At 73.0% G+C, this 15,843-nt stretch carries 11 protein-coding genes; 7 read left to right on the top strand and 4 right to left on the bottom strand.

All coding sequences use genetic code 11. The annotated features are described in order from the left end of the window. Positions 1-224 precede the first annotated feature (224 nt). The 3 genes from guaA (at position 225) to ACFY60_RS09925 (ending at position 4,291) form a co-directional block, all read left to right on the top strand. Positions 225-1,826 carry a glutamine-hydrolyzing GMP synthase gene (guaA, locus tag ACFY60_RS09935; RefSeq protein ID WP_309053568.1) on the top strand — a complete coding sequence of 534 codons (1,602 nt, stop codon included), beginning with the start codon at positions 225-227 and terminating at the stop codon, positions 1,824-1,826. A gap of 366 nt (positions 1,827-2,192) precedes the next feature. Beyond that, the gene (locus tag ACFY60_RS09930; protein ID WP_388610851.1) at positions 2,193-3,437 is read left to right on the top strand and encodes a hypothetical protein; all 1,245 of its coding nucleotides are present in this window, start codon (positions 2,193-2,195) and stop codon (positions 3,435-3,437) included. Positions 3,438-3,784: 347 nt separating this feature from the next. Beyond that, the gene (locus ACFY60_RS09925; protein WP_388611043.1) at positions 3,785-4,291 is read left to right on the top strand and encodes a DoxX family protein; all 507 of its coding nucleotides are present in this window, start codon (positions 3,785-3,787) and stop codon (positions 4,289-4,291) included. Positions 4,292-4,447: 156 nt separating this feature from the next. Here the strand turns inward: ACFY60_RS09925 and ACFY60_RS09920 are convergent, their stop codons facing one another. Beyond that, entirely contained in the window at positions 4,448-5,791 is a 1,344-nt protein-coding gene (locus ACFY60_RS09920; RefSeq protein ID WP_388610853.1) for a PspC domain-containing protein, read from the bottom strand. A gap of 156 nt (positions 5,792-5,947) precedes the next feature. Between ACFY60_RS09920 and ACFY60_RS09915 the strand changes: the two genes are divergently transcribed. Continuing rightward, entirely contained in the window at positions 5,948-7,216 is a 1,269-nt protein-coding gene (locus ACFY60_RS09915) for a PspC domain-containing protein (RefSeq protein WP_388610855.1), read from the top strand. Further along, positions 7,213-7,923 carry a LuxR C-terminal-related transcriptional regulator gene (locus tag ACFY60_RS09910; RefSeq protein ID WP_388610857.1) on the top strand — a complete coding sequence of 237 codons (711 nt, stop codon included), beginning with the start codon at positions 7,213-7,215 and terminating at the stop codon, positions 7,921-7,923. The genes ACFY60_RS09915 and ACFY60_RS09910 overlap by 4 nt, the downstream gene beginning before the upstream one ends. Positions 7,924-8,305: 382 nt before the next feature. Here ACFY60_RS09910 and ACFY60_RS09905 read toward each other — a convergent pair whose 3' ends face one another. Then, positions 8,306-9,448, bottom strand: coding sequence for an NlpC/P60 family protein (locus tag ACFY60_RS09905; protein ID WP_388610858.1), 1,143 nt, complete (start codon positions 9,446-9,448; stop codon positions 8,306-8,308). A 345-nt stretch (positions 9,449-9,793) separates the two neighbouring features. Between ACFY60_RS09905 and ACFY60_RS09900 the strand changes: the two genes are divergently transcribed. Together ACFY60_RS09900 and pcrA are read left to right on the top strand one after the other, a co-directional pair. Continuing rightward, positions 9,794-10,147 (top strand): hypothetical protein, encoded by a 354-nt coding sequence (locus ACFY60_RS09900; protein ID WP_388610860.1) that lies wholly within the window; start codon positions 9,794-9,796, stop codon positions 10,145-10,147. 125 nt (positions 10,148-10,272) lie between these two features. Further along, a complete protein-coding gene (gene pcrA, locus ACFY60_RS09895) occupies positions 10,273-12,726 on the top strand; it encodes a DNA helicase PcrA (RefSeq protein WP_388610862.1) in 2,454 nt (817 codons plus the stop codon). Positions 12,727-12,841: 115 nt separating this feature from the next. Here pcrA and ACFY60_RS09890 read toward each other — a convergent pair whose 3' ends face one another. Continuing rightward, complete coding sequence (locus ACFY60_RS09890) at positions 12,842-14,404, bottom strand: peptidoglycan DD-metalloendopeptidase family protein (protein WP_388610863.1); 1,563 nt, start codon at positions 14,402-14,404, stop codon at positions 12,842-12,844. Positions 14,405-14,843: 439 nt separating this feature from the next. Further along, a complete protein-coding gene (locus tag ACFY60_RS09885) occupies positions 14,844-15,680 on the bottom strand; it encodes an esterase/lipase family protein (protein WP_388610864.1) in 837 nt (278 codons plus the stop codon). Positions 15,681-15,843 lie beyond the last annotated feature (163 nt).

Raw genomic sequence — 15,843 nt, 5'->3', positions numbered from 1 at the left:
CTTGTCAGTTGCTCAAGCAGCACGACCATGGCATCCGGACCGGCCGGTGCCATAGGTAAAGACGAAGGTCGAGAGCTTGCGCATGCGCCCAGTATGGACCGCCGCCCGGCCGCCGGGCCAACCCCGGTTCGGATGGTGAGACGAAAAGATTCACGGCCGCGCCGGTAGAATCGACAAATAGCCCCCTCTCGGGGAACCCCTCCTACCGCCGGAAGGCCGCCGTAGTGTCATCAGCGCCCCCCGCTGCCGCGCCCGACGTCACCAACCCGGACGTAGTCCTCGTTGTCGACTTCGGCGCCCAGTACGCCCAGCTCATCGCCCGCCGTGTCCGTGAGGCCCGGGTCTACAGCGAGATCGTCCCGTCCACCATGCCGGTGGCCGAGATGCTGGCCAAGAACCCGAAGGCGATCATCCTCTCCGGCGGCCCGTCCTCCGTGTACGCGGAGGGCGCCCCCCGCCTCGACCGCGCGATCTTCGAGGCGGGCGTCCCCGTCTTCGGCATGTGCTACGGCTTCCAGCTGATGGCGACCACCCTCGGTGGCACCGTCGACAACACCGGAGCCCGCGAGTACGGCCGTACCCCGCTGCACGTCACCAAGGCCGGCTCCACCCTCTTCGAGGGCACCCCGGTCGAGCAGTCCGTGTGGATGTCGCACGGCGACGCCTGCTCCGCCGCCCCCGAGGGCTTCTCCGTCACCGCCTCCACCGACGTGGTGCCGGTCGCCGCCTTCGAGAACGACGAGAAGAAGCTGTACGGCGTCCAGTACCACCCCGAGGTGCTGCACTCCACGCACGGCCAGCAGATCCTGGAGCACTTCCTCTACCGCGGCGCCGGCATCGAGCCCACCTGGACGACCGGCAACGTCATCGAGGAGCAGGTCGCGGCCATCCGCGCCCAGGTCGGCACCAAGCGCGCCATCTGCGGTCTCTCCGGCGGCGTCGACTCCGCCGTGGCCGCCGCCCTGGTGCAGAAGGCCATCGGCTCCCAGCTCACCTGCGTGTACGTCGACCACGGTCTGATGCGCAAGGGCGAGACCGAGCAGGTCGAGAAGGACTTCGTGGCCGCCACCGGCGTCCAGCTGAAGGTCGTCGACGCCCAGGAGCGCTTCCTCACCGCCCTCGCCGGCGTCTCCGACCCGGAGACCAAGCGCAAGATCATCGGCCGTGAGTTCATCCGCGTCTTCGAGCAGGCGCAGGCCGAGATCGTCGCCGAGGGCGCCGCCGACGGCGAGGAGGTCGCCTTCCTCGTCCAGGGCACGCTCTACCCGGACATCGTCGAGTCCGGCGGCGGCACCGGCACGGCCAACATCAAGTCCCACCACAACGTCGGCGGCCTCCCCGAGGACCTGGAGTTCGAGCTCGTCGAGCCGCTGCGCCAGCTGTTCAAGGACGAGGTCCGGATGGTCGGCCAGGAGCTCGGCCTGCCCGAGGAGATCGTCCAGCGCCAGCCCTTCCCCGGCCCCGGCCTCGGCATCCGCATCGTCGGCGAGGTCACCAAGGAGCGCCTGGACCTGCTGCGCGAGGCCGACGCCATCGCCCGCGAGGAGCTGACCGCGGCCGGTCTCGACCGCGAGATCTGGCAGTGCCCGGTCGTGCTGCTCGCCGACGTCCGCTCCGTGGGCGTCCAGGGTGACGGCCGCACCTACGGCCACCCGATCGTCCTCCGTCCCGTGTCCTCCGAGGACGCCATGACGGCCGACTGGTCGCGCCTGCCGTACGAGGTGCTCGCCCGGATCTCCACCCGGATCACCAACGAGGTCGCCGACGTCAACCGCGTCGTCCTCGACGTGACCAGCAAGCCCCCGGGCACCATCGAGTGGGAGTGACCTCTCCCGCCCGCCGCTGAAGCCGTCGTCCCCGCGCGCCCGCCGCCCGGGGACGGCGGCTTCTCCGCGTCCGGCCCGACGCTCGGGGGCGGCGGCCCGGGGCTCGTCCGGGGCCTCGTCCGGACGGGGGATCACCCGCACGGAGGCCGAACTCCTGTCGTCACACCATCGCTTCACCTTTCTGTACGTCAATGGGATGGAGCGGCAATCACCCTCCGGTGGGGCGCACGCGGCAGCGCCGGGAGCCTCGGGTGCGACACAATTCCGGGGAATCAGCGGCCGGTTGACCGATCGGGGCCACCTCGGACCCCCGGCACGTGCCGCGAGGTGAGCCCGGGCGGAAAACGGGCTCGGGAAGTGAGCACCGTGGCGGTTCAAGAAACGGGACAGTACGGCGTCCGGTCCGGCGCGCACCCGGCGGCCTGCGCCGGCTGCGCACACTGCGGGCGAGCCGGCCACCGCGACGCCGTGGCCGCCTTCCTCGCACGCCGCGACGAACTCGCCGCCGGCCACGGCGTGCCCGCCGCCGTCGCCCACTCCCCGGTCGCCGCCCGTCAGTGGGTCTCCGACGAGCTGGCCCAGTCCGCCCGGGCCGTCACCGACCGGGGCCGCGAGGCCGGCGCGGCCTGGCTCGCCCGGGTCCGCCTCGGCAGCCTCGCCACGGCCTGGGGCGCCGTGCTCGTCCTGCTCCTCGGCCAGGCCCTCACCGCCGCCGGAACCGGCTGGACCACCGCCCGCACCGCCGGCCTCTGCACCGCCCTCATCCTGGCCGCCCTGCTCAGTGGTGCCGCGCACCTCCACCGGGTCCGCGGCGGACTGCTCGCACCGCTCGTCGGCGAGGACAACCGGCTCTCCACCACGCGGGGCGTCGCCGCCACCTGGCTCCTGTTCCTCGTCTACACCCTCCTCTTCCTGGCCCTCCGTTCCCCCGGAGCCTCCGCCTTCGCCCCTGCCCGGGGCGCGGCTCTGCTCACCGTCTTCGCCCTCGTCGCGGCCCTCACCGTCGCCTCCCGTGTCGTCGTCTCCGCCCGGATCGCGGCGCGGCGCCTCCAGAAGGTGCCCGCCGACCGCCCGAGCGCCGCCGATCTCGTCTGCGACGACAGCGGCCGCGCCAGCCTCGCCGACATCCAGTACCTCCTCGTCTCCGGCACCGTCCTCGTCCTCGCGGGTGCCCGTCTCGCCGCGGCACCGACCGGCCTCCCCGAGCTGCCCTGGGCGCTCGTGCTCCTCCTCGCCGTCTCCGCCGCCTGGCATCTCGCCGCCACCGGCACCGAGGGCGTCCGCCCCGCCATCCACGCCGTTGTCCGGTCCCGGGAGGCCGGCGACCTGGACGCCCCGATCCGCACGGGCGACGACATCGAGATCCGCGGCTGCGGCTTCGTCCCGCCGGGCGCCGCCACCCCGGAACCCCTCACCCGGCTCGTCGTCCGCATCGGCGCCGTCCACGCCCATGTCCCCCTGGTCCCGGTCCCGGGTGGCTTCGCCAACCCCACGGACACCGCGCTCACCGTCCCGCTCCCGGCCGACGTCGAGCCCGGACGGGTGGAGGTGTCGGTCGTGACGGCGGCGGGCATCGAGACCAACCGGGTCACCATCGACGTCCTCGACTGAACCCGCCACCACGCCCGTCCGTCCGACTGCCTGATCGCGTGCCGCGTGCCGCGTGCGCGACGGGGGACCGGAGCCGTGGGGCGCGGGGCCTCCCGTGTGCTCTCCCGGCCCGGTTGCGGAGAGAATCGTTCCGCGAGGAGCCGTTCGGCTATGTGGAGAGGTGACCGGCGATGACAGGACAGGCCGACCGGCAGAACGACGGAGCGGGCGGCGGGAAGCCCCCCGGGGCTCCGGCCACGAGCCCCGGCTCGGCAGGTGGTCCCCCGACCGGCTCGGTGGGTGGTTCCCCGACCGGCTCGGCAGGTGGTCCCCCGACCGGCTCGGTGGGTGGTTCCGCGTCCGGCTCGGTGGGTGGTTCCGCGTCCGGCTCGACTCGCCGGGACACGCTCGCCCGGTGGAAGGCAACCGCCTCCCGCTACGCCCTCCTTCCCCTCCGCATCTTCCTCGGCGTCACCTTCGTGTACGCGGGTCTCGACAAGCTGACCGACGCCTCCTTCCTCGCCGACACCGGCACCGGATCCATCGGCGAGACCATGCGCGGGGTCCGCGACAGCTCCGCCGTGCCCGCCCTGGTCGACCTCGCCCTCCACAGTCCTGCCGGCTTCGGACACGCCCTCGCCCTCGGCGAGCTCGCCGTCGGGATCGGGACCCTCCTCGGACTCTTCGCCCGGATGGCGGCGCTCGGCGGCGCGCTGATCTCACTGAGCCTGTGGCTGACCGTGAGCTGGCAGGTGGCTCCCTACTACCTGGGCAACGACCTCGCCTATCTGATGGCCTGGCTGCCGTTGCTGCTGGCCGGCGCCCCGGTGCTCTCGCTCGACCGGCTCCTCGCCGTACGGCGTCGTATTCGATAGGCCACCCACGTCACCAGGCCGGCCAGTCCCAGGCCGCCGCAGAGCACCGGCACCACCCCGTACCAGGGCGTGGCCCAGGCCTCCACGGCGTCACCCCCGTAGACCACGGCGAGGGTGAGGGCCGTCAGGCCGAGGACGAGCCTGCCCGGGCGGAACTCATGAAGCAGCACGGATGACCTCCACCTGTCCCAGTCCGACCTCCAGTGAGAGGTCCAGCGTGCCCGCCGGGGCGGTCCCGGCCGGCGGCGCGAGCGTCCGGGTCTCGTCCCGGTCCGGTGCGATGTCGATGTCGTCGGGCGGCTGCCCGGGCAGTTGCAGGTCACCGAGCCCCACCTCGGCGCGGAGCTTCACCACCACGTCCTTCGGGACGACCACCTCGACCTTCCCGGCGCCGACGTTCACCCGGGTCCCGACGGTGGTGCCCGCCGGTACCGCGAGGCGCGAGAGGTCGAGTGTGCCGACCCCGGTACCCACCTCGTAGTCCGCGCGCACCGCGCTCACCGTGGCGGGCTGCCACGTCTCCCGCACCCATTCGGTCGTGATCCGCTGCGGCAGGGCCACCGCCACGGCGAGGAGCAGGGCCGTGGACACGGTCTGGAAGACGGTGCCGAAACCGGTCCGGCCGAGGAAGCTGCTGACGACGAGGCCCAGGCCGAACACCGCGAGAGCGGCGACCAGACCCGTCTGCAGGCTCCGTCCCAGCGGCTCGGTCTCCCACGTCAGGGCCGTGCCCAGCACGGCGGCGAGGCAGGCGAACAGGTGGATCAGGCCACCGATGGAGTACGGGGTGCGGCGTATGGAACGGGCCGGACGCTCGGCCGCGGAGCCGTCCGGGCCCCACTGCCCTCCCGGCTTCGGCACTTCGCCGTTCACCCGGCCTTCCGCGTCCACGACGCCGTGCGGGCCCCAGAGGTAACCGATGGCGATCCTGCCCGTCGAACCGTCTTTCACGATGGGGTCCTTCCACCAGGACGGGAACTCGACCAGCGGGGGCGCCTTCGTCTCCGGCGGGGCCTCGGCGACGGCCATGGCCGCCGCCACGTCCCTCCGCAGCTCGGCCTCCCCGCTCGCCGTCCTGCGCCGCTGCGACCACACCGCCGCCCCGCACACCGCCAGGGTGAGGGTCATGGCGAAGCCCAGGATCGAACCGCTGCGCAGCATCGACAGGAAGACCCCGCAGCCCACCAGCGCCAGGAGCACCGCCGCCAGCGACGCCCCGGACACACGGCCGGTCAGGAGTCTGCGGCCCTCGTTCTCCTCGTCTCCCGCGAGCGGGAGGAGGAGCCACGCGAAGCCGTAGAAGATCAGCCCGATGCCGCCGGTCACCGACAGCACACCGACCACCACACGGAAGATCACCGGGTCGAGGTCGAAGTGCCGGCCGAGACCGCCGCAGACCCCGCCCACGACCTTGCTCGCACGCGAGCGCCGAAGCGGCGGGGCGGACGGGGCCTCCGCCGTCGGCGGGGCCTCGTGAAGCGGAGGCGTCGAACTCGTCATGCGTCCATGGTGACCGCCCGTGACCTGCCGCGGCACCGGGGACGACCCTGGCCCGACCCTGATATTCGGGACCCCCGCTCCCCTGAGGCCGTACCAGGGACGAACTCAGGGCCGCCCCTGATGTCCGCGGGGGACCCCACGTGTGACGATCGGGTCATGTCCGCAGCCGCTCGTGTCACCGAGACCGACGAACCGCCCGCGCGCAGGCTCTACAGGAGCGCCGACGGGCGATGGCTCGGCGGTGTCGCGCGCGGCCTCGCCGGGCATCTGGGGCTGCCCGTCGCGTGGGTCCGGGCCGTCTTCACGGTGCTGCTGCTCACCGACGGCCTCGGCGTCCTGCTGTACGCGGTCTTCTGGATCGTCGTCCCGCTCGGCGTCGGCGGCCGGGCAGCCCCGCGCCCCGTCTTCGAGACGATGCCCGACGGCAGACGCCGGCTCCGCAAACCGGACCGGGGGCAGGTCTTCGCCCTGGTCGCGCTCGCCCTCGGCGCGGCCGTGTTCATCGGCAACATCAACCTCGACAAGGAGACCGGACGCTACGTCTGGCCGACGCTCCTCATCGGGGTCGGTGTGGTCCTCGTCTGGCGCCAGGCGGACAACGCCCGCCGCGCCAGCTGGACCGACCCCGGACGCCGCAGACGCGCCCTCCAGCTCACCCGGGGCCTGGTCGGTGTGGCTCTGGTGGGCACGGGACTCGCCGTGTTCGTCGTGGTGCGCGGCTCCGTCGCCCAGCTCGGCACGGCCCTCACCGCCGCGGTCGCCGTCCTCACCGGCATAGCCCTGCTGGCCGGCCCGTGGCTGGTCCGCATGTCCCAGGACCTCTCCGAGGAGCGCACCATGCGCATCCGCGCCCAGGAGCGGGCCGAGGTCGCCGCCCACGTCCACGACTCCGTCCTGCACACCCTCACCCTGATCCAGCGCAACGCCGAGGACCCGGGAGAGGTCCGCAGGCTCGCCCGCGCTCAGGAGCGGGAGCTGCGGAACTGGCTCTACCGACCGGAGGGCACCGGTAAGGACAAGGACGAGGAGCCCGAGACCCTCGCCGAGGCGGTGAAGCGGGCCGCCGCCGAGGTCGAGGACAAGCACGGCGTCCCGCTGGAGGTGGTGGTCGTCGGCGACTGCCCGCTCGACGAGAAACTGACCGCACAGATACAGGCCGCGCGCGAGGCGATGGTCAACGCCGCCAAGTACGGTGGCGAGGGAGGCGCGGTCCAGGTCTACGCCGAGGTGGAGGGCCGGAAGGTCTTCGTGTCCGTCAAGGACAGGGGGCCGGGCTTCGACCTCGACGCCGTTCCCGAGGACCGGATGGGCGTACGAGAATCGATCGTCGGCCGGATGCAGCGCAACGGGGGCTCGGCCCGGCTCAGATCCGCGCCGGACGGCGGCACGGAAGTGGAGCTTGAGATGGAGAGGGCGGACGGATGAGCGACGGGACCGGGACAGCGACCGGGGCGGGGGCGGCGGGCGCGGACCGCCGGGTGCGGGTGGTCCTCGTCGACGACCACCGCATGTTCCGCACCGGCGTGCAGGCGGAGATCGGGCGGACCGAGATCACCGGCGTCGAGGTGGTCGGCGAGGCGGCCGACGTCGACCAGGCGGTCACCGTGATCACGGCGACCCGGCCCGAGGTCGTCCTGCTCGACGTCCATCTGCCGGGCGGGGGAGGCGTCGAGGTGCTGCGCCGCTGCGCCGGGCTGATGGCAGCGGCGGAGGACCCGGTGCGGTTCCTCGCCCTGTCCGTCTCGGACGCGGCCGAGGACGTGATCGGCGTCATCCGGGGCGGGGCCCGGGGCTACGTCACCAAGACGATCACCGGCACCGACCTGGTCGACTCGATCTTCCGGGTACAGGAGGGCGACGCGGTCTTCTCGCCGCGGCTCGCCGGCTTCGTCCTCGACGCCTTCGCCTCGACCGACGCGCCGCCCGTCGACGAGGACATGGACCGGCTCACCCAGCGCGAGCGGGAGGTGCTGCGCCTCATCGCCCGGGGCTACGCCTACAAGGAGATCGCCAAGCAGCTGTACATCTCGGTGAAGACGGTCGAGTCGCACGTGTCGGCGGTGCTGCGCAAGCTCCAGCTCTCCAATCGGCACGAGCTCACCCGTTGGGCGACGGCCCGCCGCCTGGTCTGACCCTCCCGGCCGCGCCGTACCACGGCCCACGGTCCGGGTGTGGCGGCGCCGGGTCCCCACCCTGCGCCCCGGGCCCGGCCGCCCGGAGGGGCCCCGGCGGTCGGCACCTGCCGGGCCCGCCCACCGCCAGGGCCCCGGCGCGCAGGGCGCCCCCCGGGCCCGACCCCTGGGCCCGGCCGCGCCGAGGCCCCCGGTCGCCCGCACCTGCCCTGGCCGCACCTCCCCGCCCGGCACCTGCCCCGGCCGTGTCCGGCCCCACCGATCGCGGCCCCCCCGACCGCCGAACGTCCGACCGCCCTCCCCGACCCCCCTCCCCGGCCACTGCCCTCACTCCTGAGCCGACCTCGGCAGTGCCCCCGCGCCGGCCCCGGCAGCCGGGGGCTCAGCCGACGCGGGTGGCTCCCGCGAAGGGCATCTCGTCGATCGGGGCCACCCGGATCGGGGCGCCCGGGCGGGGTGCGTGGATCATCTGGCCGCCCCCGATGTACAGCCCCACGTGGCTGATGCCCGAGTAGAAGAAGACCAGGTCACCGGGGGCGAGCTGGGAGCGGGGGACGCGCCGGCCGGCGTTGATCTGGGTGTAGGTGGTGCGGGGCAGTGCCACACCGGCGGCGCGCCAGGCCGCCTGGGTCAGCCCGGAGCAGTCGTACCCCGAGGGGCCCGTCGCCCCCCACACGTACGGCTTGCCGAGCTGGGCGCGGGCGAACGAGATGGCCTGCGCGGCCCGGTGGGTGGGCGCGGTCACGGAACCGCGGTCGCCCCCGGAGGAACGATCCGCCCGCTCCCGGGACGCGCTGTCGGACGCTCCTTCGGACGACGACGGGAACGCACCGGCGGCCGGGCCGCCGGAGACGGCCGACCGGGACACGGCCGAGTGGTCGCGGGCCGCCTGTGCGGCGTCGTAACGGGCGCGTTCCTCCGCGGTCAGGCGGGCGAGCAGGTGCCGAGCCTCCGTGAGCTTCTCCAGGACCGCCGCCTTCTGCCGCCGCAGGTCCTCCTCGTGCCCGCGCAGAGCCGCGAGCCGGTCCACCGACTCGGCCCGCAGCTGCCGGAGTGCGCCCAGCTCACGGCGCACCGAGGCGATGGCGGCCGCCTGACGGGCGCCGGCCTTCTCCGCGAGGGCGGCCCGCTCCAGGTACTGCTCCGGATCGGAGGTGAGCGCGAGCTGGACGGCGGGATCGAGCCCGCCGGACCGGTACTGGGCGGCGGCGATCTTCCCGAGTCCGGCCCGGGCCGTGTTCAGCCGCTCCGTCCTGCGGGCGGCCTCGTCACGCAGCCGGTCGAAGGCCGCGCGCGCCGCGTCCGCCTTCTCCTTCGCCCCGTTGTACCGCTCGGTCGCGACCTCGGCCTCCTGGTGGAGCCGGTCGACCTTCGCCTTGACCTGGGCCGCGGAGGGCCGGGGGTCGGCGTGTCCCGATCCTTCGAGGAGGGCAGTGGTCGCCGCCGACGCGAGGGCGAGCGTGGCGGCGGTGCGGACCGCCTGGCCACCGAAGGGGGACGAGCGGGGTTTTCGGTGCGCTGCCACGAGGGCGGGTCACATCCTCTTCCTGACCGGGGACGGTGCCCACCGGGCCGGCGGCGGCCCGCACAGGGGAGACGGACCGCCGCCGGTTCTTTCGGCGGGGGCGACCGACAGCCGCCGGGTGACCGGCGGTGGTGGGGAGCCGGCCACCTGCCGCAGGACGCTAGAGGGGCCGGTTGCGTCCAGGCGGGGAGTTGACGTCAATTGACGGGACTTGGCCTTCCTCGACCGATCATTTTCGCTTCGGGCAGTGCAGTGTGCTCCCTTACAGCACGTCACCGACCGAAGCGCCGGAGACGGTGGACCCGCCCGCCGAGCGGTGCTACGACCCCGGCTAGGCTCCGCCCCATGGACGTCCTCATCAATGTCTTCGTCGCCCTGCACATCATCGGTATCGCCTCCCTCCTGGGCGGATTCCTCACCCAGATGAAGGCGATGGGAGCAGGTACGGCCCGCTTCACCCCCGCCATGCTGCACGGCGCGCTCACCATGCTGATCACCGGCATCGCGCTCGTCGGCCTCAACCAGGCCGACGACCAGACCGTGAACAACGTCAAGATCGGCATCAAGCTGGCCGTCCTCGTCGTCATCCTGGCCCTCGTCTACGTCAAGCGGGACGAGGAGCGTGTCGACAAGGGACTCTTCGGCGCCGTCGGTGGCCTGACCGTGGTGAACATCTTCATCGCGACCCTCTGGGTCTGACGCGTCCGGCGCCGCTCCGCCGGCCGGTGCGCCCGTCCCGTGTGACACGTCTCGCGCCGCCGAAAGCACCGGCCTTGCCGAAGCCGGGACCGGATGTCGGTGGAGCGTCCTAGACTCGTGAGGCGATGAGCAGCCTCTTTGACGACAGCTTCCTGGCCGGCCTCCAGAACCACTCCTCCGAGGAGGCCCCGCCCCCGCCCGAGGACGACGACCACGGCGCCCCGGCCGCGGAGGAGGTCCCGCACGACCTCTTCGGGGAGCACTTCGACACGCCCCCGCCCCGGGACGCGCACTACCGCGACGGCGCCTCCCGGCCCGTCGTGGACGCAGCCGCGCTCCTGGAAGGGCTGAACGAGCAGCAGCGCGCCGCCGTCGTCCACACCGGCTCCCCCCTGCTCATCGTCGCGGGCGCCGGCTCCGGCAAGACGCGGGTGCTCACCCACCGCATCGCCCATCTCCTGGCCACCTGGCACGTCCACCCCGGCCAGATACTGGCGATCACCTTCACCAACAAGGCCGCCGGCGAGATGAAGGAGCGCGTCGAGCAGCTCGTCGGCCCCCGGGCCAACGCGATGTGGGTCATGACCTTCCACAGCGCCTGCGTCCGCATCCTGCGCCGCGAGTCGAAGAAGCTCGGCTTCACCTCCTCCTTCTCGATCTACGACGCGGCCGACTCCAAGCGGCTGATGTCCCTGGTCTGCCGCGACCTGGACCTCGATCCGAAGAAGTTCCCGCCGAAGTCCTTCAGCGCCAAGATCTCGAACCTCAAGAACGAGCTGATCGACGAGGAGGCCTTCGCCGACCAGGCCGCCGACGGCTTCGAGAAGACGCTCGCCGAGGCCTACCGGATGTACCAGTCCCGGCTGCGCGAGGCCAACGCCCTCGACTTCGACGACATCATCATGACGACGGTCCACCTGCTCCAGGCGTTCCCGGACGTCGCCGAGCACTACCGCCGCCGTTTCCGGCACGTCCTCGTCGACGAGTACCAGGACACCAACCACGCCCAGTACACGCTGGTGCGCGAGCTGGTCGGCACGGGCTACGAGGACCTCGGCCCGGCCGAGCTCTGTGTCGTCGGTGACGCCGACCAGTCGATCTACGCCTTCCGCGGCGCCACCATCCGCAACATCCTCCAGTTCGAGGAGGACTACCCGGACGCGACGACGATCCTCCTGGAGCAGAACTACCGCTCCACGCAGACGATCCTCTCCGCCGCCAACGCCGTCATCGAGCGCAACGAGTCCCGCCGCCCCAAGAACCTCTGGACGAACGCGGGGGCGGGCGCGCGGATCACCGGGTACGTCGCGGACACCGAGCACGACGAGGCACAGTTCGTCGCCGACGAGATCGACCGGCTCACCGACGCCGGTGAGGCCAAGGCCGGTGACGTCGCCGTCTTCTACCGGACCAACGCCCAGTCCCGCGTCTTCGAAGAGATCTTCATCCGCGTCGGTCTGCCCTACAAGGTCGTCGGCGGTGTGCGCTTCTACGAGCGCAAGGAGGTCCGGGACGTCCTCGCGTACCTGCGCGTCCTCGCCAACCCCGAGGACACCGTCCCGCTCCGCCGCATCCTCAACGTGCCGAAGCGGGGGATCGGTGAGCGCGCCGAAGCCATGATCGACGCCCTCTCCCTCCGCGAGAAGACCACCTTCCCGCAGGCGCTCAAGCGGGTCGACGAGGCGTACGGCATGGCCGCGCGCTCCGCGAACGCCGTCAAGCGCTTCAACGCGCTGATGGACGAGCTGCGCACCATCGCCGAGTCCGGCGCGGGCCCCGCCGTCGTCCTGGAGGCCGTCCTGGAGCGGACCGGCTACCTGGCCGAGCTCCAGGCCTCCACCGACCCGCAGGACGAGACCCGCATCGAGAACCTTCAGGAGCTGGCCTCCGTGGCCCTGGAGTTCGAGCAGGAGCGCGGCGAGGGCGAGGGCACGGGCACGCTGGCCGAGTTCCTGGAGCAGGTCGCGCTCGTCGCGGACTCCGACCAGATCCCCGACGAGGACGGGGAGGGCTCGGGCGTCATCACCCTGATGACCCTGCACACCGCCAAGGGCCTGGAGTTCCCGGTGGTCTTCCTCACCGGCATGGAGGACGGCGTCTTCCCGCACATGCGCGCCCTGGGCCAGACGAAGGAGCTGGAGGAGGAGCGGCGCCTCGCCTACGTGGGCATCACGCGCGCGCGGGAGCGGCTCTACCTCACCCGTTCCTCGATGCGCAGCGCCTGGGGCCAGCCGTCGTACAACCCGGCCTCGCGCTTCCTGGAGGAGATCCCGCCCGCGTACCTGGAGTGGAAGCGGACCGGGCCGATGGTGAAGCCCGCCGGTCCGACCTCGGGCATCACCTCGTCCCTCTCCTCCTCGCGCTCCCGCTCGGGCCCGTCGGGCTTCGCGACGAGCCGGGCCGGTGACAAGCCGGTGGTCGCGCTCAAGGTCGGTGACCGGGTCACGCACGACCAGTTCGGTCTGGGCACGGTGATGGCGGTGGGCGGCGCCGGTCCGAACGCCGAGGCCACGATCGACTTCGGCGGCGAGAAGCCGAAGCGACTGCTGCTGCGGTACGCCCCGGTCGAGAAGTTGTAGCGCGGGCGCCGGTCGCGCGGCCGGGGCGGGACGCGGCTCCGCACGGCGAAGGCCCCGGCGAAAGCCGGGGCCTGGTCGCACGCCGTACGGCGCTGCCGTACGGAGGCGGGTCGGATCAGCTCGTCGGGTCGAGGCCGTGGCTGCGGAGCCAGGCCAGCGGGTCGATCGCCGAGCCGCCGCCGGGCCGGACCTCGAAGTGGAGGTGGGGGCCGGTGGAGTTGCCCGAGTTGCCGGAGTACGCGATGACGTCACCGGCCTTGACCTCGCCGGAGCGGATCTTGGTGCTGCTGAGGTGGCAGTACCAGGTCTCCGTGCCGTCCTTCGCCGTCACGATCGCCATGTTGCCGTAGGCGCTGTTCCACTGGGTGCGGACGGTGCCGTCGGTCGCGGCCATCACCTTCGTGCCGTACTGGACGGGGAAGTCGATGCCGGTGTGGACGGACATCCAGTTGACGCCGGACTGGCCGTAGCGCGCGCTGAGCTGGTGCAGCTTCACCGGCAGCATGAACTTGGGGCGCATCGCCTCGCGGAGGGCCGCCTCCTCCGCGCGCTTCTTCCGCTCCGCCTCCTGGCGGACGCGGAGGTCGATCCGCTCCTGGGTGCGGCTGGCGCGGTCGCCGAAGTCACGGGCGCCGTTGTCGAGCGCGACGAGCTGGGTGTCGAAGCGGTTGTTGGCGGCGTTCTGCTGCACGGCCGCCGGGTCGGCCGCGGCGAGGGTGGTCGTGTCGTCCTTCTTGGCCGCCGTGTTCTGCGGCGTGGTGAGCCCGCTGACGGAGGCGGCGGCGATGCCGGCGACGCCCATGACACAGGCGGAGGGAACGGCGACGGTCAGCAGGGCGGAGCGCTTGGCGGGGGTACGGCGCCGGCCGCGGCCGCCGGAGGTGCGGCGCGCGGAGCGGCCGGCCGCAGCGGGCTCGTCGGTGCGGACCTCGACGGCCGGCCGGTGGACGGTGTCCGGGTCGTGGTCCGTGTCGCCCTCGTACGCGTACTCCGGAAGGTCCCCGTCGCCTGCGGTGTCACCGTCGTCCGCGGCAGCCGCCGGCTCGGGCACGAAGGCGAACTCGGCGGTGTGGTCGGCGGCCGGCGCGTCGGCCGTGGAGTGGGTCGCGGTGCCGGCGTCGGTGTCGCCGTGTTCCGGGTCGGCGTCGTACAGCGCCTCGGGGGTGTACTGCTGGGGGACGAGCGGCTCGGCGTCGGCCGGGGCCTGGTTCCAGGCGGTCGCGTCGTAGGCGCCGGTGTCGGTCGCGAAGACGGGCGCGGCCCACTGGCCGGTCGCGTCGTACGCCTCGTAGCCGTAGGTGCCCTGGGGGGCGTACGCGCCGGAGTGGACGGTCTCGTACGCGCCGGTCGCCTGCGCGTCGGTCCAGGCGGAGGCGTCCCACTGGCCGGTGGTGTCGTACGTGGTGGCGGCGTCGTACGGGGCGGTGCCGGGGTAGGCGGTGCTCCACCGGCCGGTGGTGTCCCACTGCCCGGTCGTGTCGCCGTACGTCTCGTACGCACCCGTGGCGTCGGACGTGGCGTGGGCGGGGGTGCCGGTGTCGTACTGCCCCAGATCCCATGAGCCGCTGTGGTCGGCCTGACCACCGGGATAAGCGCCGAACAGCGGGTCGATGGCGAAACTGCCGGTGGAGTGGGCGTCACCTTCGACGTACCCGGCGTAGGGGTGCTGGTCGTTCACCAACTTCTCTCTCGCCTCGGCAGCAGAACCAGTCCGGGGCGGGCCCGACGAGGGGTGTCCCGGGGGGAAGCAGTGGGCGCGACTGTACCCGGCGGTATGCGGGGCGGACAATCTTCGGCGGGGTTTGAGGCCGCAGGAAACGGGCAATCGGCCGTGTTTCGCCAGCTCATGGAGAGAGCTTTGGCCTTGTGTTCGAGAAACGTTCGAGGCGCCGTGTCGCCGCAGGGTCATCCTCCGCCCACCGGGCACTCGCCGAGCCTCCTCGAAGGAAGCGCCGACCGGTCCACGGGCAGTCACGAGCCGGTCGGCGGACAGTCACCGACGGAGCACGCGTACGGCTCCCCGGGCGGTCTCCGCAGGGCGGTCGTCGCAGGTCCGGAGCGTTCGTGGGCGGGGCCCCGCCCGTGCCTCGGGCCGTTGCACGTGGCCGGCGCGGCGGTCAGGCAACGGACGCGGTCCCCGTGCCGTCGTCCCGCGCGCCCGGCGCGGCGGGTCCGTCGGCGTCCAGGGCCTCCAGGACCCCGGCGGCCACCGTGGGGTGGACCGGCAGCGCGAGATGGCCGATTCCGCTCACGCGCACGTCGTGCACCACGAGGTCGGCGTGCCGCAGCCGGGCCGTCTCCACCGGCACCATCACCCGGTCCAGGTCGCTCCAGAAGCTCACGAACCGCGTCCGGCAGCCGGGCGCCGGCTCCGCGAGCTCCCGCAACACCTCGGAACCGGGCCGCATCTGCCGTACCAGCGGATGCGCGTCGGCGAGCGGTGCCACGGTGGTGCCCGCGTGGGGCGTGCCGAGCGTGACCAGGGTCCTGACCCGTGCGTCACCGCCCAGGCGCTGGACGTAGTAGCGGGCGATCAGCCCGCCGAGGCTGTGCCCGACCACATCCACCTCGTCGTGGCCGGTCCGCTCCCGGATCGCCTCCACCCGGCGGCCCAGGACTTCCGCCGCGGTGCGCAGATCGCAGGTGAGCGGCGAGTAGTTGAGCGACTCGACGCAGTCACGACCACCCCGCAGCAGGGCGCGCCGGAGCAGGACGAAGACCGAGCGGTTGTCGACGAAGCCGTGGAGCAGCACCACCGGCCGCCGGCCCGAGGCGCGCACCCGGCGCACCTCGCCGTCCGGGCGGGGATCCCCGGCGGCGTCGGTGTCCGGGGCCCGGTCGGCGGAGAGCCGCTCGGCCACGATGCCCGAGGGGTACAGGACGAGATGCCCGGTGAGGATGGCGAGCTCGAGAGCGGTGGCTTTCATCAGGGCGGTGACCTTGGTGAACTCCATCGCCGGCCTCCCTCCCGAACGGCGCGAGGGGCCGGGCCGTACGGCGGTGCGCCGTACCTCCGCGCCGCGTGGACGGCGACGCGGAGGCACGGCGACACGCTGCGGCTCCCTTGCGGCCGGCCCCCGCTTGTGGCTGTGGGGCCCAGGAGGAGGGCCCGGAAGC

It is taken from the genome of Streptomyces sp. NPDC012827 (assembly GCF_042900905.1).
Taxonomy (GTDB): Bacteria; Actinomycetota; Actinomycetes; order Streptomycetales; family Streptomycetaceae; genus Streptomyces; species Streptomyces gulbargensis.
Note: the sequence above shows the minus strand (reverse complement) of the source record. Positions and strands in the feature narration are given on the sequence as shown.